Source organism: Streptomyces sp. NPDC041796 (genome assembly GCF_055590785.1).
This window is the reverse complement of the sequence record NZ_JBVJAH010000007.1, coordinates 145141-164360: the sequence shown is the minus strand read 5'-3', so window position 1 is coordinate 164360 and position 19220 is coordinate 145141. Positions and strand designations below refer to the sequence as shown.

Below are 19220 nucleotides of genomic sequence, written 5' to 3'. Positions count from 1 at the left end.
ACTGACAACGCTCCGCCACGGCGGGAAGCGGCCGAAAGTGTGTGGGTCATGTGCGGGAGTCGGCCCCGGCCGCCTCGCCGGAACCCTTATGTCGACACATCTCCTTGCAAATATTCGTTCGGTCGTCGATGCGCCATAGCCTCGGCCCCGTACCAGCGGGTACACATGGCACCATCGGCGCCGCGGCTCGGGCGCGAGGCTCCCGGACGGCGGGGCACAAGGAGCGAAGGGCGTACGGGCATGCAGGGCACAGTCGACGGATTCAGCTATGGCCTCGTCACTCCCGTGGCCGCTTTTGTCATGGCGTGCCTGGGCGGCGCCCTCGGGCTGCGCTGCACCATCAGGTCGCTGGGCAGGCACGGCATCCGCAGGCTCGGCTGGCTGGCCCTCGGTGCCACCTCCATCGGCTCGGGCATATGGACCATGCACTTCATCGCGATGATGGGCTTCACCGTCCACGAGGCGCCGGTGGGCTACGACCCCGCCATCACGTTCGCCAGCCTCGCCGTGGCGATCGTGATGGTCGGCATCGGGATCTTCATCGTCGGGTACCGGGGCGCCACCGCCATGGCGCTGGTCACCGGCGGCACCCTCACCGGCCTGGGCATCGCCACCATGCACTACCTGGGCATGGCCGGAATGCGCCTCCCCGGCCGGCTCCAGTACGACACCCCCACCGTCGCCCTCTCCGTCGTGATCGCGGTCGTGGCGGCGACCTCCGCGCTGTGGGCGGCCGTCTCGGTGCACGGCTTCCTGCCCAGCCTCGGCGCCAGCCTGGGCATGGGTGTCGCGGTCACCGGGATGCACTACACGGGCATGGCCGCGGTCCGCGTGCACCTGCACGGCGACGGGCCCGCCACGGGCGGCGACACCGCGACCTCGCTCCTCGGCCCCATGCTGGTCGGTCCGGCGGTGTTCCTGCTCCTCGCCGGCGTCGTGGTCATGTTCGACCCGCTCCTGGTGATGGGCGACCGAACCCGGAAGCGGCCCGCACTCCCGGCCCCTCGCCGCCCCGGCGTGCCCGCCTCGTGGCAGGGCCGCTCCTACGCCGAGCCGGCCGTCCGGTCACCGGTCCGCCGGCCACGCCGCCGGGAGCGCAGCCTCGACCACTGACGGTCGCGGACACCGCCCGGAGACGGCTCGTACCCCCGCTCGGCCCCCGACTGTCAGTGCCGGGTCGTACGGTGGATTCATGCGGCCCGTTTCCAAGATCGAACGCTCGGTGGCGCCCTTCGAGGTCGTCAGCCCCTACCAGCCCAGCGGCGACCAGCCGACGGCCATCGCCGACCTCTCCCGGCGCATCCGCGCGGGCGAGAAGGACGTGGTCCTCCTCGGTGCGACCGGCACCGGCAAGTCCGCGACGACCGCCTGGATGATCGAGCAGCTCCAGCGCCCCACCCTCGTGATGGCGCCGAACAAGACGCTGGCCGCCCAGCTGGCCAACGAGTTCCGCGAGCTCCTGCCGAACAACGCGGTCGAGTACTTCGTCTCGTACTACGACTACTACCAGCCCGAGGCGTACGTACCCCAGTCGGACACCTACATCGAGAAGGACTCCTCGATCAACGAGGAGGTCGAGCGGCTGCGCCATTCCGCCACCAACTCGCTCCTGACCCGCCGGGACGTCGTGGTCGTGGCCTCCGTGTCCTGCATCTACGGCCTCGGTACGCCCCAGGAGTACGTCGACCGGATGGTGCCCCTCAAGGTCGGCGAGGAGATCGACCGGGACCAGCTGCTGCGCCGCTTCGTCGACATCCAGTACACCCGCAACGACCTGGCGTTCAGCCGTGGCACCTTCCGCGTGCGCGGCGACACCATCGAGATCTTCCCGGTTTACGAGGAGCTCGCCGTCCGGATCGAGATGTTCGGCGACGAGATCGAGGCACTGTCCACCCTCCACCCGCTCACGGGCGAGGTCATCAGCGACGACCAGGAGCTCTACGTCTTCCCGGCCAGCCACTACGTGGCGGGGACGGAGCGCATGGAGAAGGCGATCAACGGCATCGAGCGGGAGCTGGAGGAGCGCCTCGCCGAGCTCGAGAAGCAGGGCAAGCTGCTGGAGGCCCAGCGACTTCGGATGCGCACCTCGTACGACATCGAGATGATGCGCCAGATCGGCTCCTGCTCCGGCATCGAGAACTATTCGATGCACTTCGACGACCGCGAGCCCGGCTCCCCGCCCAACACCCTCCTCGACTACTTCCCCGAGGACTTCCTGCTCGTCATCGACGAGTCGCACGTCACCGTGCCCCAGATCGGCGCCATGTACGAGGGCGACGCCTCCCGCAAGCGCACCCTCGTCGACCACGGCTTCCGGCTGCCGTCCGCGCTGGACAACCGGCCACTGAAGTGGGAGGAGTTCCAGGAGCGGATCGGGCAGACCGTCTACCTGTCGGCCACACCCGGACAGTACGAGCTCTCCCGCTCCGACGGCTTCGTCGAGCAGATCATCCGCCCCACCGGCCTGGTCGACCCCGAGGTCGTCGTCAAGCCCACCGAGGGCCAGATCGACGACCTGGTCCACGAGATCCGCCTGCGCACCGAGCGGGACGAACGGGTTCTGGTCACCACCCTCACCAAGAAGATGGCCGAGGACCTCACCGACTACTTCCTGGAACTGGGCATCCAGGTCCGCTACCTGCACAGCGACGTCGACACCCTGCGCCGGATCGAGCTGCTGCGCGAACTGCGGGCCGGTGAGTACGACGTCCTGGTCGGCATCAACCTGCTCCGTGAGGGTCTCGACCTCCCCGAGGTCTCCCTCGTGGCCATCCTCGACGCCGACAAGCAGGGTTTCCTCCGCTCCGGCACGTCGCTGATCCAGACCATCGGGCGCGCGGCGCGGAACGTCTCCGGTCAGGTCCACATGTACGCGGACACCATCACCCCGGCCATGGCGCAGGCCATCGACGAGACCAACCGCCGGCGCGAGAAGCAGGTCGCGTACAACAAGGCCAACGGCATCGACCCCCAGCCGCTGCGCAAGAAGATCAACGACATCGTCGCGACCATCGCGCGCGAGGAGGTCGACACCGAGCAACTGCTCGGCACCGGCTACCGCCAGTCCAAGGACGGCAAGGGCGCCAAGGCCCCCGTCCCCTCGCTCGGCTCCAAGGCCGCGCAGGGCGGCAGGGCAGGAGCCAAGGGAGGCAAGGCGGGCGCGAAGGGCGCGCTGGTCAGCGACCGCCCGGCGGCCGAACTGGCCGGAATCATCGAGGAGATGACCGACCGCATGCGAGCGGCGGCGGCCGAGCTGCAGTTCGAGGTGGCGGCACGGTTGCGGGACGAGGTCAGCGAGTTGAAGAAGGAGCTGCGGCAGATGAAGGAGGCGGGCATCGCCTGACGCCGCGGCAGCCGGTGTGTTGCAACACCGCCACAAAAGCGGGCCTGGCCTGATGTCATGTCGCCGCCCCTGCGTAGGGTGCTGGCAACCGCACTCTTCAGACGGTCGCGGGAGTACGCAATGAGAGGGGACAGCGCGTGACGGTCAACATGACCAAGGGCCAGGCCATCAGCCTGCAGAAGAGCGACGGGGGTACGCTCACCGCGGTGCGGATGGGGCTCGGGTGGCAGGCGGCTCCGCGTCGCGGTCTGTTCGGCTCTCGCACCCGGGAGGTCGACCTGGACGCCTCGGCGGTGCTCTTCGCCGAGAAGCAGCCCGTGGACGTGGTCTTCTTCCGCCACCTGGTGAGTGACGACGGCTCCGTCCGCCACACCGGTGACAACCTGGTGGGTGGCGCGGGACAGGGCGGCGACGACGAGGCGATCCTCGTCGACCTGCAGCGTGTTCCGGTCCACATCGACCAGATCGTCTTCACGGTGAACTCCTTCACCGGCCAGACGTTCCAGGAGGTCCAGAACGCCTTCTGCCGCATCGTCGACGAGACGAACGGCCAGGAGCTCGCGCGCTACACCCTGGACGGCGGTGGCCAGTACACCGCGCAGATCATGGCCAAGGTGCACCGGGCCGGTACGGGCTGGCAGATGACGGCTCTGGGCAATTCGGCCAACGGCCGTACGTTCCAGGACCTGATGCCGTTCATCCTGCCGCACCTGTAGGCGCACGGCACACGCACACACCCGCAGCTCCCGGAGGCCAGGCCGCCGGGAGCTGCGGTTCACACCGAGGCACCACCGAGGCACCGCAGCACCGAGGGGACACAGGCATGACGGCCGAGCTGGTCAGGGGACAGAACCATCCGCTTCCCCACACCCGACTCGAGATCCGGGTGACGGCCGGCGCACCGGTCATCGCCGGTGCCACGCTCGGCGACGAGAACGGCACGGTCGCCGGCGCCGAGTGGGTCGCCCACCCCGGCTCGCCCGCGCTGCCGGGCCTCGAAGTGTCCCGGCAGGCGGCCGCCGAGCACCGGCTCGCCGTGGATCTCGACGCCCTGCCCGAGGCGGTCCACCGGGTGACGGTGCTCCTCGCCCTGCCCGACGGTCCCGCCGGCCCGGCCCGGTTCGGTGCCGTGGCGGCGCCTTTCGCGGCGGTCACCGCCCTGGACGGCACCGGGGTCGCCGGCTACACCATGACGGGTCTGGACACCGAGTCCGCCGTCGTCGCCCTGGAGTTGTACCGCCGCCAGGGCGCCTGGAAGATGCGCGCCGTCGGCCAGGGGTACGCGGGCGGGCTCGCCGCGATGCTCGCCGACCAGGGCCTCGACCGGGCCGCCGACCTCGCGGCGACCATTCAAGAAGCGGTCGCGACGGGGATGACCCGGTCGGTGGCCGCACCTCCGCCCCGTACCGCCGAGGGGGACCGTGCCCGGCACAGTGCCCCGCTGACCGCGTCCGGCGCGCCCGGCGCCACGGGCCCCGGCGAAACGGCCCCCGGTGACCTGGCCGCCGACACCGGCGCGGCCACCACCACCGGGGCTACGCCGGGCGGGCCCATCGACTACGCCCACCCGCGCCGCAGGGCCGCCGCCCCGCCGCCCATGGGCGCCGACACGGGCCGGCCCGCGGCTCAGCCCGCCGTTCCGCCACCGCCCGCCCACCCGGCACAGGCTGGGCAGCCCGCTCCGCCGGTCGCCGGGGACGCCACCGGCTGGACCATGGACGAGCGCCTGTACAACCAGGTCTGGGGCATGTTCGAGGATCTGGCCCGTACGACCGCCGCGTACCGCAGCGCCGTCGACTTCGCGGAGTCCCGCATGGACCAGGAGCTCGACCGCGTCCTGTCCGACCCGCGCAGCCGCATCGGCTCGGCCGGCGACGCCGCCCGCGCGGCGGCCCGCGCGAAGTGCGACGAGCTGACCGCCCGGGCGCGTGAGGCGCTCGACCGGGACCTCGCGCAGCTCACCGCCGAGTCCGAGGTCGTCACGCCCGCCCTTCCCGTCGCGTACGCCGACTGGGACAACCCGGTCTGGCACGGCTACCGCGTCCCCCGGGAGTCCGCGATGGCGTTGCGCCTCGGTGACCTCCACCTCCCCGAGCGACCCGAGCTGCGCATCCCGATGCTGGTCCGGCTCCCGCTGGAGCGCGGCCTGTGGGTGGACAGCGGCCGCTCCGGCTCCGAGGCCGCCCTCATGACGGACGACGCCGAGCTGCGCCGGATGGCGATGGACACGGCCGTCCTGCACGTGACACGGCTGCTGGCGGTCCACCCGGTGGGTGAGTACGCCGTCCACGTCATCGACCCGGCGGGTTCGGCGGCCGCCTCGCTCGCCCCGCTGACCGGTTCCGGGGTGCTCGCCGCGCCGCCGGCGACCGGGGCGGCGGGAGTGGCCTCGGTCCTCACGCGTCTCACGCAGCGGGTGGAGCTGGTGCGCATGGCCGTCAGCGGCGGTGCGACCGACGCGCTCCCGCCGGACCTGGACACCGCGCACCAACTGCTGATCGTCAACGACTTCCCGCACGGCTTCGACGACCGGGCCGTCACCCAGCTGCGCTACCTGGCGGACGAGGGCCCGGCGGTGGGCGTCCATCTGCTGATGGTCGCCGACCGCGAGGAGGCCGGTGCCTACGGACCGGTGCTCGATCCCCTCTGGCGGTCGCTGCTGCGCCTGACGCCCGTCCCGGACGACCACCTGGCCGACCCATGGGTGGGTCACGCCTGGACCTATGAGCCGCCTCGGCTGCCCCCGGGCAGTGGTGTCCTGCACCAGGTCCTGTCCCAGGTGGTCGGCGCCCGAACCAACTGGCGTCGCTGACCTGCGGACTTGGTGTTTCTTTTACTTTTCCCTTTACCTTTCTTTGGTCTTTACGGTAACGTTCTTGGTGCGGAGGGGAGTACTCCCGTGCGCGGCGTGCCCGTCAGTACGGACGGTCGGACGTAAGACCGGTCCCGGGGCGCCGGCCCGTGGTCTGACCTGGTGACGGATGCCGGGTCGCCCGGGTGGAAGAGACCTCCGGCAGCGACGACGCTGATCAGTAGCCGTACGACGCCGGAGGCGCAGTGGACGTTTCAATGAGCCTGTGGGTGGCGACCATTCTTGGTCTGTCCGCCCTGATCGCGGTCGACTTCTTCATCGGGCGCAAGCCCCATGACGTGTCGGTCAAGGAAGCCGGAATCTGGACGGTCGTCTGGATCGTCCTGGCCGCGCTGTTCGGCCTCGGCCTGTTCGTCTTCGGTGAGACCCAGGCGTCCGGCGAGTTCTTCGCCGGCTTCATCACCGAGAAGTCGCTCAGTGTCGACAACCTCTTCGTCTTCGTCCTGATCATGGCGAAGTTCGCGGTGCCGACCCACCTGCAGCAGCGGGTGCTGCTGATCGGTGTGCTGATCGCCCTGGTGCTCCGCGCGATATTCATCGCCGCCGGCGCCGCGATCATCGCCAGTTTCTCGTGGGTCTTCTACATCTTCGGCGCGTTCCTGATCTACACCGCCTGGAAGCTGATCCAGGAGGCCCGGGCCGACGAGCCGGAAGAGGAGTTCGAGGAGAACCGCCTCCTCAAGTCCATCGAGAACCGCTTCGGTGTCGCCGACAAGTACCACGGCACCAAGCTCTTCATCCGCGTCAACGGCAAGCGCGTGCTGACCCCGCTGATGGTGGTCATGCTCGCCATCGGCACCACGGACGTCCTGTTCGCGCTGGACTCCATCCCCGCGATCTTCGGCCTGACCCAGGACCCGTACATCGTGTTCACCGCCAACGCCTTCGCCCTCATGGGTCTGCGGCAGCTCTACTTCCTCATCGGCGGCCTGCTGAAGAAGCTGGTCCACCTGAGCTACGGCCTGTCGGTGATCCTGGGCTTCATCGGGGTCAAGCTGGTGCTGCACGCCCTGCACGAGTCCGAGGTGCACGTGCCCGAGATCTCCATCCCGTTCTCCCTCGCGGTCATTTGCGGTGTCCTGATCATCACCACGATCACCAGCTTGATCGCCTCCAAGAAGCAGGCGGAGCGCGAGGCCGCCGAAGGGGCCGAGAAGGCCCCGAAGGACAGCGTCGAGGCCTGACCCGGGCGGCGCCACGCCACCGGCGCGGCACCGGAGCAACGGCACCGGCCGGGGCGCCCGCATTGCGGGCCGCCCCGGCCGGTGCTTGCTTTGACGGTGAGCGCCCCGACCCCCGGGGCCCGGCGCACGCGGAGAACGGCATGAAGTTCGCGCAGATCATCGACTTCGAGACCGAACGCATCGACGACATGGAGGCGCTGCTGGAGCAGCGCAGGGCCGACATGTCGGGCCGGCCCGGCGGTCCCACCCACCGCCTCCTGCTGCGGGACCGGGACAACGCCGACCGCTACCTCGTGGTCATCCAGTTCGACTCCTACGAGGAGGCCATGCGTAACAGCGAAGACCCCGAGACCACGGACATGGCCGAACGGATCGCCGCCCTCTGCACCCGAGCGCCGTCCTTCACCAATTGCGACCTCGTGGCGCAGGACAGCCTGCGCTGACTGCCGGACCTCTCATACGGCTGCCGACTCCCTCGCCGGTTCGACGGCCGGTTCGGGCAGTGTCTCCGGCAGCAGGGCGAAGCAGCCCAGACTGAGCAGGGCGATCGCCGTCAGGTACGCGGCAACGCCCCATGGCGGCCCCGAGCCGTCTGCCGAGGCCGTCGCCACGAGGGGTGTCAGCGCTCCACCCACGACGCCCGCCAGGTTGTAGCCGACGGCCGCGCCGGTGCAGCGCACCCTCGGCTCGTACAGCTCCGGCAGGTACGCGGCGACCACGGCGAACATCGTGATGAACGCCAGCAGCGCGCCCGTGAAGCCCAGGAACATCAGCAGTGGCCGCGCCGTGTGGAGCAGCCCCACCATCGGGAACATCCACAGAGCGGCGGCCGCGCAGCCGATCAGGCACATCGGCCGCCGCCCGTAACGGTCGCCCAGCATCGCGGCGAACGGGGTGACCACCCCCTTGATCGCCACCGCCGCCATGATGCAGCCGAGCATCACCGTGCGGCTCACGCCGAGCTGTTCGGTGCCGTACGCCAGCGCCCACGTGGACACCGCGTAGAAGATCGCGTACCCGACCGCCAGCGCGCCCGCCGTCAGCAGCACCAGCCGCCAGTGGTCCCGCGCCACCTCCACCAGCGGGGAGGCCGCGCGCTTCCCGCTCTCGGCGAGCTCGCGGAACTGGGGCGTCTCCGTCAGCGAGGTGCGCAGCAGCAGCCCACCGGCCGCCAGGAGCCCCGCCGCCCAGAACGGCACGCGCCACCCCCACTCCCGGAACTGGGCGTCGCTCAGCCCCGCCGACAGCGCCAGCATCACCCCGTTCGCCAGCAGGAACCCGACCGAGGGGCCGATCTGCGGAAAGCTCGCCCACAGCGCGCGCCGCCGCGCGGGCGCGTGCTCCGCCGTCAGCAGCACCGCCCCGCCCCACTCCCCGCCGAGCCCCAGCCCCTGGAGGAACCTCAGCACCAGCAGCAGCACGGGAGCGGCCACGCCGAGCGTCGCGTACGACGGCACGCACCCCACCGCGACGGTCGCCGAGCCGGTCAGGATCAGGGAGGCGAACATCACCGGACGCCGCCCGTACCGGTCACCGATGTGCCCGAAGAGCGCCGACCCGAGCGGACGGGAGAGGAAGCCGACCGCGAACGTCCCGAAAGCCGCCAGCGTTCCGGCGAGCGGCGAGAAGGTCGGGAAGAACAGCGGGCCCAGGACCAGCGCGGCAGCGGTCCCGTAGACGAAGAAGTCGTAGAACTCGACGGCCGTGCCGGCGAGGGAGGCGGCGGCGAGCCGCACCATGGAGGGGGTACGCGCGGGCGTATCCGGATGAAGACTGTGGCGCATGCCGCGCCAACTACCCATCGCGCCCCTGGGTTACGGGGGCGCGGGGGAGGCGTACGGGAGTGTCTACCAGCCGCGCTCGCGCCACTCGGGAAGCTTCGGGCGCTCCTGGCCCAGCGTGGTGTCCTTGCCGTGGCCGGGGTAGATCCAGGTCTCGTCCGGCAGGACGTCGAACAGCTTGGTCTCGACGTCCAGGATCAGGCTGGCGAAGGCGTCGGGGTCCTTCCACGTGTTGCCGACTCCGCCGGGGAAGAGGCAGTCGCCGGTGAAGACGTGCGGATGGCCGTGCGGGTCGTCGTAGATCAGCACGATGGAACCGGGGGTGTGCCCCACCATCCGCCGTGCGGTGAGCTCCACCCGGCCGACCCGGATCGTGTCCCCGTCGTCGACGGGGACGTCCGTGGTGACGTCGATGCCCTCGGCGTCGTACTTCCCGGCGTACGTACGGGCCCCGGTGGCCGCCACCACCTCGGCCAGCGCGTCCCAGTGGTCGCGGTGCCGGTGGGTGGTGACGACGGACGCGATGCCGTCGTCACCGATCAGGCGGAGCAGTGTCGCGGGCTCGTTCGCCGCGTCGATCAGCAGCTGTTCGCCGGTGGCCCGGCAGCGCAGCAGGTAGGAGTTGTTGTCCATCGGCCCGACCGCGACCTTGGAGACCATCAGGTCCGTCAGCTCGTGCACATCGGCGGGCCCGCCGACCTTCACCGCTCCGCTGTACGTCATGAACCCAGCCTATAGCGGGGGCAGTACGGGAAGGGGGCCGCCGGTGACCTCCAGGGCCGCCCCGTCGCGGCGGCCCGCGAGCCAGCCGACGAGGTCCGGCGCCGGGCCGGAGACGGTCACCTCGGCGCCCTCGCCGCCGCCCGTGCGCCACTCCTTGCCGGCGGCCAGGAGGCGGGTCGGGGGCACGGTGGGATGGCCGGTGAAGCGGTCCGCCAGGAACGCGATCTCGCGCTCCGTGAACTCCTGCGGCAGGTCCTCCAGCTCATAGCCGATGCCCAGGTCGACGTGGTGCAGCTCCACCTCGACGAGACGGCGGAAGGGTACCCGTGCGGCCCGGTCCGTCACTCCGTTGCGCAGCTCCACGGTGCGGTCCCAGTCGGCCGGCGCGTCGCCCTCGGCCTGGAACCGGGCGGCGCTGTCCCGGACGTCGTCGAGCTGGGCGGCCAGGGGCCGGGGGGCGTCGCGCTCGATGTCGGCGTCGCGCGCCTCCGCGCTGGGATACATCGGGCGACCCCGGAGAACATTCACGAGGGCGTCGGCGTTACGTGAGAGGTGGGCCAGGACGTGACCACGGGTCCAGCCCGGCAGCCGGGACGGCGCGGCGACGGCGGCGTCGTCGAGTTTGGCGGCGGCGGTGAGCAGCCGGTCGGTCGCCTCACGTACAGAGGCCAGGTCATGCGCATGGTCGATCATGCTGCTGACCCTAGCGCCGCCACACGATCGGGTGAAGGTGGCAGCGCGAGGCCGGAAATCGAATGCGCGTGCTATACGCTCGGTGGAGGCATCCTTGAAAGACAGACATCCATTTGGCGGCCCCCCGTAGGCTTGAACAGTCTGGGACGGGGGCTGTGCCCCCGCTTCTCTCAAGAAAGGTGCGGACCGGCGTGGCCGACCGTCTCATCGTCCGTGGCGCGCGCGAGCACAATCTGAAGAACGTCTCGCTCGACCTCCCGCGTGACTCCCTCATCGTCTTCACCGGGCTCTCCGGGTCGGGCAAGTCCTCCCTCGCGTTCGACACGATCTTCGCCGAGGGGCAGCGCCGGTACGTCGAGTCGCTCTCCTCCTACGCCCGGCAGTTCCTCGGCCAGATGGACAAGCCGGACGTGGACTTCATCGAGGGCCTCTCCCCGGCCGTCTCGATCGACCAGAAGTCCACCTCGCGCAACCCGCGCTCCACGGTCGGCACCATCACCGAGGTCTACGACTACCTGCGTCTCCTCTTCGCGCGCATCGGCAAGCCGCACTGCCCGGAGTGCCACCGGCCCATCTCCCGCCAGTCGCCGCAGGCCATCGTCGACAGGGTGCTGGAGCTGCCCGAGGGCAGCCGTTTCCAGGTGCTCTCGCCGCTGGTGCGCGAGCGCAAGGGCGAGTTCGTCGACCTGTTCTCCGACCTCCAGACCAAGGGCTACAGCCGGGCGCGGGTGGACGGGAAGACCATCCAGCTGGCCGAGCCGCCCACGCTGAAGAAGCAGGAGAAGCACACCATCGAGGTGGTCGTCGACCGCCTCACGGTCAAGGACAGCGCCAAGCGGCGGCTGACCGACTCCGTCGAGACCGCGCTGGGCCTGTCCGGCGGCATGGTCGTGCTCGACTTCGTCGACCTCCCCGAGGACGACCCCGAGCGCGAGCGGATGTACTCGGAGCACCTGTACTGCCCGTACGACGACCTGTCCTTCGAGGAGCTGGAGCCCCGCTCCTTCTCCTTCAACTCGCCCTTCGGCGCCTGCCCCGACTGCACCGGCATCGGCACGCGTATGGAGGTCGACCCGGAGCTGGTCGTCCCCGACGAGGAGCGGTCCCTCGACGAGGGCGCCATCCACCCCTGGTCGCACGGCCACACCAAGGAGTACTTCGGGCGGCTGATCGGCGGGCTCTCCCAGGCCCTCGGGTTCCGCACCGACATCCCCTGGGCCGGGCTGCCCGCCCGCGCCAAGAAGGCGCTGCTGTACGGGCACAAGACCCAGGTCGAGGTCCGCTACCGCAACCGGTACGGCCGCGAGCGGGCGTACACCACCCCCGCCTTCGAAGGCGCCGTCTCCTTCGTCAAGCGGCGGCACAGCGAGGCCGAGAGCGACTCCAGCAGGGAGCGCTTCGAGGGCTATATGCGCGAGGTGCCCTGCCCCACCTGTGAGGGCACGCGCCTGAAGCCGATCGTCCTCGCGGTCACGGTCATGGAGAAGTCCATCGCGGAGGTCTCCGCGATGTCCATCAGCGAGTGCGCCGACTTCCTCGGCGAGCTGAAGCTGAACGCCCGCGACAAGAAGATCGCCGAGCGGGTGCTGAAGGAGGTCAACGAGCGGCTGCGCTTCCTGGTCGACGTCGGCCTGGACTACCTGTCGCTGAACCGCGCCGCCGGCACGCTCTCCGGTGGCGAGGCCCAGCGCATCCGGCTGGCCACCCAGATCGGCTCCGGTCTGGTAGGTGTGCTGTACGTGCTGGACGAGCCGTCCATCGGCCTGCACCAGCGCGACAACCACCGGCTGATCGAGACCCTGGTTCGGCTGCGTGACATGGGCAACACGCTCATCGTCGTGGAGCACGACGAGGACACCATCAAGGTGGCCGACTGGGTCGTCGACATCGGCCCCGGCGCGGGCGAGCACGGCGGCAAGGTCGTGCACTCCGGCCCGTTGAAGCAGCTGCTGGCCAACAAGGACTCCATCACCGGTCAGTACCTGGCCGGGAAGCGGTCCATCCCGACCCCGGACGTCCGCCGCCCGGTGGACCCGTCGCGCCGGCTGACCGTGCACGGCGCCCGCGAGAACAACCTGCGGGACATCGACGTCTCCTTCCCGCTCGGTGTCCTCACGGCGGTCACCGGTGTGTCCGGCTCGGGCAAGTCGACCCTGGTCAACGACATCCTGTACACCCACCTGGCGCGTGAGCTCAACGGCGCCAAGTCCGTGCCCGGGCGGCACACGCGCGTGGACGGCGACGACCTGGTCGACAAGGTCGTCCACGTCGACCAGTCGCCCATCGGCCGCACGCCACGCTCCAACCCGGCGACGTACACCGGTGTCTTCGACCACGTCCGCAAGCTGTTCGCCGAGACGATGGAGGCGAAGGTCCGGGGATACCTTCCGGGCCGGTTCTCCTTCAACGTCAAGGGCGGCCGGTGCGAGAACTGCGCCGGTGACGGCACCATCAAGATCGAGATGAACTTCCTGCCGGACGTGTACGTCCCGTGCGAGGTCTGTCACGGGGCGCGCTACAACCGGGAGACGCTGGACGTCCACTACAAGGGCAAGTCCATCGCCGAGGTGCTGGACATGCCGATCGAGGAGGCCCTGGACTTCTTCGAGGCCGTCCCGACGATCGCACGCCACCTGCGCACCCTCACCGAGGTCGGCCTCGGGTACGTCCGGCTCGGCCAGCCCGCGCCGACGCTCTCCGGTGGTGAGGCGCAGCGTGTGAAGCTGGCGTCCGAGCTGCAGAAGCGGTCCACGGGCCGCACGGTGTACGTCCTGGACGAGCCGACCACCGGTCTCCACTTCGAGGACATCTCGAAGCTGATCACGGTTCTGTCCAACCTGGTCGACAAGGGCAACTCGGTGATCGTCATCGAGCACAACCTGGATGTCATCAAGACGGCCGACTGGGTCGTGGACATGGGCCCCGAGGGCGGCAGCGGCGGTGGCCTGGTGGTCGCCGAGGGCACGCCCGAGCAGGTCGCGGCCGTCCCGGCCAGCCACACCGGCAAGTTCCTCCGGGACATCCTCGGCGCGGACCGCATCAGCGACGCGGCCCCGGCGGTTCCGGCGGCGCGCAAGCGGACGACCGCCAAGAAGACCGTTTCGGCGGCGGACGGCGTGGCCCGCAAGACGGCCACGGCCAAGACGACGAAGCCGAAGAAGCAGACGGCCCGCGCCGCCAAGTCCTGACCGGTCACGGCCGGCCGTCCCGGCTGCCTCCGGCATCGCACCGCCCCGGGTTCACGCCCGGGGCGGTGCGATTCTGCGGCCGGGGACCGGGCGGGCGCGCGGCGGGCGCGGTACCTCGGCCGGACGGCCCCGGTGTGCCGCACGTGAGGACGCCCCCGGCCCGGCGTCGCGGCCTGGGGCACCGCCCGTGCCGACGGGGACGGCGTCAGAGGCGCGGCTGCCCTGTGGCCCTAGGGGCGGGGAGCCAGGCGGGCCGCGAGGGTGGGGAACGTGTCGGCGAACCAGATGTGGGTGCCGCGGTTGGCCTCACGGACGAAGTCCCGTAGCGACGTGCTCCCCGCCACATGGGAGGAGACGTCCCCGATGACCGCCAGCCGCAGCCGGTAGTCCGCGAACTTCTGCGCGACCTCGCCCGCCAGGCCCGTGCCGAGCGAGAAGAAGTCCTTACCGAGCCGCTCCACCGGCACGGCGACCAGTTCCGCCGCCCGGCCCAGAGCCTCACCGATCAGGTCCAGTGCGGCCTGCCGACCGTCCAGCGGCGGGCCGTCGGGCACGCAGACGAGCGTCGGGACACCGTGCAACGGCACCACGGAATCCGCCGTCACCAGCTCCGCGGCGTACGGCGGCTCCGCCCCCGGACGGGAGCAGGTGACGGCCGCCGCGCGGGCCGCGAAGGACAGCAGGTCCGTCCAGGCGGCGGCGTCCAGGTCGGACGGAGCGCGGGAACCCAGACCGTGCAGCAGCGCCGCGTTCACCGTGTCGCCCGCGCCGATGGTGTCGGCGACCGCCACCGGGACCGCGGGCACCGACACGGTCAGCTCGCCCGTGAACACCGTCAGCCCCTCCGCGCCCCGGGTCAGCACCACCGCGGACGGCCCCTTCGCCAGCCACTCCTCCGGCGAACCGCCCAGCCACCGGGCGTCCTCCTCGGAGAGCTTCAGTACCGACACATGGGGCAGCCGGCCGACGAACCGCTCCCGGTAGGCATCCGCGTCCGGGATGAGCCCCGCCCGGACGTTCGGGTCCAGCAGCGTGAGCACCCCGCGCCCCGCCTCCCGCCGCAGCAGCGCGTCGTACGCGCCGGCGCCGGGCTCCAGCACCAGCGAGCAGGTGCCGAAGGCGATGGCCCGGACCGCGAGGGGCAGCCGCTCGGGCAGCTCGAAGAGCCGGTCGGCCGTGCCCTCGGCGTAGAAGGAGTACCCCGCCGAGCCGTCCGCCCCGACCGAGGCCACCGCCAGCGTCGTCGGCTCGGTGCCTCGCTGTACGAGCCCCGTCGCGACACCCGCCGCCCGCAACCCGTCCAGCAGCGCCTCACCGAACGCGTCCGTGGAGACCCGGGAACAGAAGGCGGCCTCGGCGCCGAGCCGGCCCAGTGCCACCGCCGTGTTGTACGGGCCGCCTCCCCGGCGCGGGACCAGGGCCGACAGCGGCCCGGCCCCCGGCGGCGCGTCGGGGACGAGGTCGATCAGGGACTCTCCGGCGGCGACGATCACGAGCCCGAACGTAACCCATGCGCCCCGCCCCACGACACCCCGGAACCCTGCCGAACCCCGCCCCGCGCGTTGCCCCCGCGCCCCCATGCCCGAGCCCTCCGCCGGCCACGCCCCGCCCCCGCCAGGTACCCCCAAGGCCCCGGGCCGGCCGCCCGCCCGCCCGCCGGGCAGGCCCCACCCCCGGCTCCGATCGCTCCGCCAGGCACCCCGCGCCCGAACGCTCGCCTCCGCCGGCCCCCCGCGCCCGCCGGGTACGCCCCGGCCCCTGGGTCCGATCCCGCCGCCACGCCCCCGCCACCGGCCCCGGGTCGGCACCAGCCAGGCACCCCCCGAACCGCACCGGGCACCCCGGCCCCGCACCCGCCAGGCCTCCCGGCCGGACCCGGCCGGACCCCCGCCCCGCCCTGAACCCCCCCGCACCGCCAGGCACCCCGCCCTCGCCCCGACCCCGACCCCTCGCCCCCGAACCGCACCGGGCCCCCGGCCCCGCACCCGCCAGGCCCCGCCAGGCACCCCACCCTCGCCCCGCCCCCCGACCCCCGCCCTCCGAACCCCACACCCGCACTCGCCCCTCACCCCCACCCCGAACCCCGGCGAAAGGCCGCCGATCTACGCCGGTATCGTCGGTTCCGTCACCGATACCCCCCAGCCCACCGTGGAGCCCCCATGCCCGGCCAGCCGACCGCCCGCCGTACCGTGCTGAAAGGTGCCGCACTCGCCGGTGCCGCCGGGCTCGGCGCTGCCGCCTGCTCCACCGAGTCGAAGCTCGGCCACGCGAAGGCTCCCACCCCGACCGCTCCCGTCGACCTCGGTGCCGCGGACGCGGTACCCGTCGGCGGCGCCAAGCTCTACCGTGAGCAGCGCCTCGTGGTGAGTTGCCCCGCCAAGGGCCAGTACAAGGCGTTCAGCGCCCAGTGCACCCACGCCGGCTGCGTGTTCGACAAGGTCGAGGGAACCGAGGGCAACTGCCCCTGCCACGGCAGCCGCTTCGACGTGACCACCGGCCAGGCCCTCAAGGGGCCGGCCACCGCCGCTCTCCCCGAGGTGCCGGTCAGGGTGACCGGCGGCAGGCTGGTCGCGGGCCCGGACGCGTAGTCCCGCTCAGTCCCAGGCCCCCGTAGGCCCCTGTCCCGGCCCAGTCCCCGGCCCAGGCCCCGGAAGGCCCCGGCCCAGGCCCAGTCGATCAGTCTCAGACCCAGTCGATCAGTCCCAGTCCCAGTCGATCCCCAGGATCCCCGGCCGGACGCCCTGCTCCACGAAGTGAACGGTACGGTGGCGCCCGCTCAGCGTCAGGTCGCTGCGGGCACCGCGCGGCGCGCCCGCCGCCGTCTGCGCGAAACGCCGGCACCGTACCGGCAGGGCGTCCTCGTGGAACCGCACCTGGAGGACGTACTGCCCGCCCGCGAAGCTGAAGCCGCGCACGTACTCGCCGCTGACCCCGCCGGTGCCGTCCTCGAAGCCGTACCCGAAGAGGTACGTCTCGCCCGCCCGCAGCCGCGCGTCGAACAGCAGCTCCGCGACCACCACGCCGGTGCCCCCGTGCCGCCGCACCCGTCCCGTACGGCAGTTCTCGCCCGCTCGCACGACCACCCGCTCCGGGTCGCAGCCGGGGTCCCCGTGGTGGATGGCCAGGTAGCGGTCGACGCCGTCCCGGTGCGCCCGTACCACCTGCTGCGACTCCCGCCCGACCAGCTCCCGCCGGGCGCCTATCCGTACCCGCTCCTGGTGCCCCACCGTGTGCAGCCCGCCGTCCGCGGGCGCCTCCAGTTCCGCGATCAGCTGCTCCACCGCGCCGGAGACCTCCAGCAGGGAGCGGTACGAACGGGCCGCCGGCCGTGCCCGAGCAGCCGGTCCCTCCGTGCCCGCGACCGGGTCGCCGAGCAGCCGGATCAGCGACTCGCCGGGCAGCTGGAGCAGCTCCTCCAGGGCCCGCACCGCCTTCAGTGACTCCGGCCGCTGTGGACGGCGGGCACCCTGCTGCCAGTAGCAGAGGCTGGTCACGCCGACCTTGATACCGCGGTGCGCCAGATGGTGCTGCACCCGCTGGAGCGGCAGCCCGCGCACCGCCAGGGCCGCGCGCAGCGCCAGGTGGAACGGGCCGGTGTGCAGGATCTGCGCCAGGTCGGTCTCGGTGTGTGCCATGGGAGTCCTCGGTGAACGTTCACGACGGGGCGGTACGACTCCGGGCCGGTGGCGACGGGCGGGCTGGTGGGGGCGGGGATCCGTTCACTCGTCAACCAGTGGCGTTCACAGCGCGGTGTCACCCCGCATTGAAGCGTGTTGACCTGCCACCGACAACGATCGATGCTCCCAGCAGCGTCCGGACGCGATCCTCCCTCCCCACATCCCCAGTCGGAGGAACGCGATGCGCAACCCGAACAACTCCCCGGGACGGACAAGGCAGTTCGTCCTCGGGGTGCTCCTCGCCGCCACGACCACCCTCCTCCCGGTGACCGCCGCCACCGCCGAGGACCACTCCGCGACGGCACTCGCCGCCAAGCGCCTGAACATCACCATGCAGGCGCAGGCGAAGACCAACTGGTGCTGGGCCGCCGGTGGCAACACCATCGCCACCTGGTTCGGCCGCTCCTACTCCCAGAACCAGTTCTGCAACGCCGCCTTCAACCGGCAGCAGGGCTACGACTGCCCGAACTGGCAGGCGACTCTCGGCAACGTCCAGAACGGGCTGCGCTGGGCCGGCGTCAGCCCGGGCTCGTACGTCGACGGCTGGCTGCGCTATTCCACCGTCCAGACCGAGATCAACGCGAACCGTCCCGTCGAAACCCGTATCCAGTGGGCGAGCGGCGGTGGACACATGCATGTCATCCACGGGTACGACGACGCCAACAGCTGGGTGTACTGGGGCGATCCATGGCCCTCCAGCGACCGCTACAACTGGGCGTCGCACGCCTGGTACGTCGACAACGACTCCTTCTCCTGGACGCACTCGCTCTACCGGATAGGGGCGTGAGCGCCATGACCCCACGCCGTCTCCTGGCAGCAGCCGCGCTCACCCCCGCCCTGCTGCTTCTGGCCGCCCCCACGGCCACCGCCGCCGACACCCCGGGGGCGGCGGTCACCGCACCCGCCACCCTCGACACGCTCTCCCGGTTCTTCGCCCGCGACGGCGCCGTGACGCGGGCCGCCGCCCAGCCCCGTATCGAGGGCCCCACGGTCCCGGTACGCGTCCTGTCGCCGGACTTCGTGGCGGGCAGGAAGGGGGCGCCGGTCGCCCGCGTCGAGTTCCACGCCGCCGGGGCGGTGTCCTCGGACGGACAGAAGGCGTCGGTGTGGACCGCCCGCCAGGGCGCGAAGGGCTGGCAGGTGGTGAACATCGCGACCGGCGACGACGAGGTCCGGTACGCGAAGGAGGGCGCCCGCCGCCTGGCCGGCGGGACGGTGTTCCGGGAACCCCAGATCGACGCCTGGTACGTCCACAAGGGCGGCGAGGTTCTCCCGCTGGACGAGGACGCGGTACGCGCGGTGGGCTCCCGAGGCACCACGCTCGCCGCCTACCGGGACAGGGTGGCGGCGGCGTACGGGGACAAGATCCCCGGCACGGCGTACGCGCACAAGGGCGGCGCCGGCGGGTACGGAGGGCCCGCCGGCGCGGTACCGGACGCACCCGGCCCGCCCGCGTCCGCCGGCCCGGCCCTCGCCGGGGCCCCGGCGCCCGCCCGGGCACCGCACCCCGGGGCCGGAGGGGCCGGAGGGGCCGTCTGGGCGGCCGGGACCGGCGGAACCGCCGGGACCGTCCGGGCCGCCGCCCTGGCCGCCGCGGCCCTCGCGTTGACCGGCGCCCTGCGGCTGCGTCGCCGCCGGGGCTGAGCCCCACCCCACCCGCGGGCCCGGTGTCCGGCCGGGCCACCCACCCCGGGGGGGGGGGGGGGGGGGGGCGGAGGGGGGGCGGGGGGGGGGGGCGCGGGGGGGGTGGGGGGGGGGA

General features: G+C 71.9%; 15 protein-coding genes. 10 read left to right on the top strand and 5 right to left on the bottom strand.

From position 1 onward, the window contains the following. Positions 1 to 240: 240 nt before the first annotated feature. The 6 genes from ACZ6C1_RS16295 (at position 241) to ACZ6C1_RS16270 (ending at position 7842) form a co-directional block, all read left to right on the top strand. The gene (locus tag ACZ6C1_RS16295; RefSeq protein WP_469241514.1) at positions 241 to 1113 is read left to right on the top strand and encodes an MHYT domain-containing protein; all 873 of its coding nucleotides are present in this window, start codon (positions 241 to 243) and stop codon (positions 1111 to 1113) included. A gap of 79 nt (positions 1114 to 1192) precedes the next feature. Further along, complete coding sequence (uvrB, locus tag ACZ6C1_RS16290; RefSeq protein WP_469241512.1) at positions 1193 to 3343, top strand: excinuclease ABC subunit UvrB; 2151 nt, start codon at positions 1193 to 1195, stop codon at positions 3341 to 3343. 137 nt (positions 3344 to 3480) lie between these two features. After that, a complete protein-coding gene (locus tag ACZ6C1_RS16285) occupies positions 3481 to 4059 on the top strand; it encodes a TerD family protein (protein WP_469241510.1) in 579 nt (192 codons plus the stop codon). A 107-nt stretch (positions 4060 to 4166) separates the two neighbouring features. Beyond that, positions 4167 to 6155 (top strand): TerD family protein, encoded by a 1989-nt coding sequence (locus ACZ6C1_RS16280; protein ID WP_469241508.1) that lies wholly within the window; start codon positions 4167 to 4169, stop codon positions 6153 to 6155. A gap of 245 nt (positions 6156 to 6400) precedes the next feature. Then, complete coding sequence (locus ACZ6C1_RS16275; RefSeq protein ID WP_469241506.1) at positions 6401 to 7399, top strand: TerC family protein; 999 nt, start codon at positions 6401 to 6403, stop codon at positions 7397 to 7399. A gap of 140 nt (positions 7400 to 7539) precedes the next feature. Next, the gene (locus tag ACZ6C1_RS16270; RefSeq protein WP_469241504.1) at positions 7540 to 7842 is read left to right on the top strand and encodes a hypothetical protein; all 303 of its coding nucleotides are present in this window, start codon (positions 7540 to 7542) and stop codon (positions 7840 to 7842) included. 12 nt (positions 7843 to 7854) lie between these two features. On the opposite strand, the gene ACZ6C1_RS16265 is transcribed toward ACZ6C1_RS16270, so the two are convergent. From ACZ6C1_RS16265 to ACZ6C1_RS16255, 3 genes are all read right to left on the bottom strand, one after another. Then, positions 7855 to 9138 (bottom strand): MFS transporter, encoded by a 1284-nt coding sequence (locus ACZ6C1_RS16265; RefSeq protein WP_469241910.1) that lies wholly within the window; start codon positions 9136 to 9138, stop codon positions 7855 to 7857. 108 nt (positions 9139 to 9246) lie between these two features. Then, entirely contained in the window at positions 9247 to 9903 is a 657-nt protein-coding gene (locus ACZ6C1_RS16260) for an MBL fold metallo-hydrolase (RefSeq protein WP_469241502.1), read from the bottom strand. 9 nt (positions 9904 to 9912) lie between these two features. Next, on the bottom strand, positions 9913 to 10596 hold the full coding sequence (locus ACZ6C1_RS16255; protein WP_469241500.1) for a maleylpyruvate isomerase family mycothiol-dependent enzyme: 684 nt from the start codon (positions 10594 to 10596) through the stop codon (positions 9913 to 9915). A gap of 191 nt (positions 10597 to 10787) precedes the next feature. On the opposite strand from ACZ6C1_RS16255, the gene uvrA reads away from it, so the two are divergent. Further along, entirely contained in the window at positions 10788 to 13784 is a 2997-nt protein-coding gene (gene uvrA, locus ACZ6C1_RS16250) for an excinuclease ABC subunit UvrA (RefSeq protein ID WP_469241498.1), read from the top strand. A gap of 230 nt (positions 13785 to 14014) precedes the next feature. Here the strand turns inward: uvrA and ACZ6C1_RS16245 are convergent, their stop codons facing one another. After that, on the bottom strand, positions 14015 to 15277 hold the full coding sequence (locus tag ACZ6C1_RS16245; RefSeq protein ID WP_469241496.1) for a PfkB family carbohydrate kinase: 1263 nt from the start codon (positions 15275 to 15277) through the stop codon (positions 14015 to 14017). A gap of 666 nt (positions 15278 to 15943) precedes the next feature. On the opposite strand from ACZ6C1_RS16245, the gene ACZ6C1_RS16240 reads away from it, so the two are divergent. Further along, on the top strand, positions 15944 to 16372 hold the full coding sequence (locus tag ACZ6C1_RS16240; RefSeq protein ID WP_469241494.1) for a Rieske (2Fe-2S) protein: 429 nt from the start codon (positions 15944 to 15946) through the stop codon (positions 16370 to 16372). Between the two features lie 108 nt (positions 16373 to 16480). Here the strand turns inward: ACZ6C1_RS16240 and ACZ6C1_RS16235 are convergent, their stop codons facing one another. Then, the gene (locus tag ACZ6C1_RS16235) at positions 16481 to 17419 is read right to left on the bottom strand and encodes a hypothetical protein (RefSeq protein ID WP_469241492.1); all 939 of its coding nucleotides are present in this window, start codon (positions 17417 to 17419) and stop codon (positions 16481 to 16483) included. A 223-nt stretch (positions 17420 to 17642) separates the two neighbouring features. Here ACZ6C1_RS16235 and ACZ6C1_RS16230 point away from each other — a divergent pair, with 223 nt between their 5' ends. Next, positions 17643 to 18248: a papain-like cysteine protease family protein gene (locus ACZ6C1_RS16230; RefSeq protein ID WP_469241490.1), complete on the top strand. Its 606-nt coding sequence runs from the start codon at positions 17643 to 17645 to the stop codon at positions 18246 to 18248. Between the two features lie 5 nt (positions 18249 to 18253). Beyond that, a complete protein-coding gene (locus tag ACZ6C1_RS16225) occupies positions 18254 to 19105 on the top strand; it encodes a hypothetical protein (protein WP_469241488.1) in 852 nt (283 codons plus the stop codon). Positions 19106 to 19220: the final 115 nt, after the last annotated feature.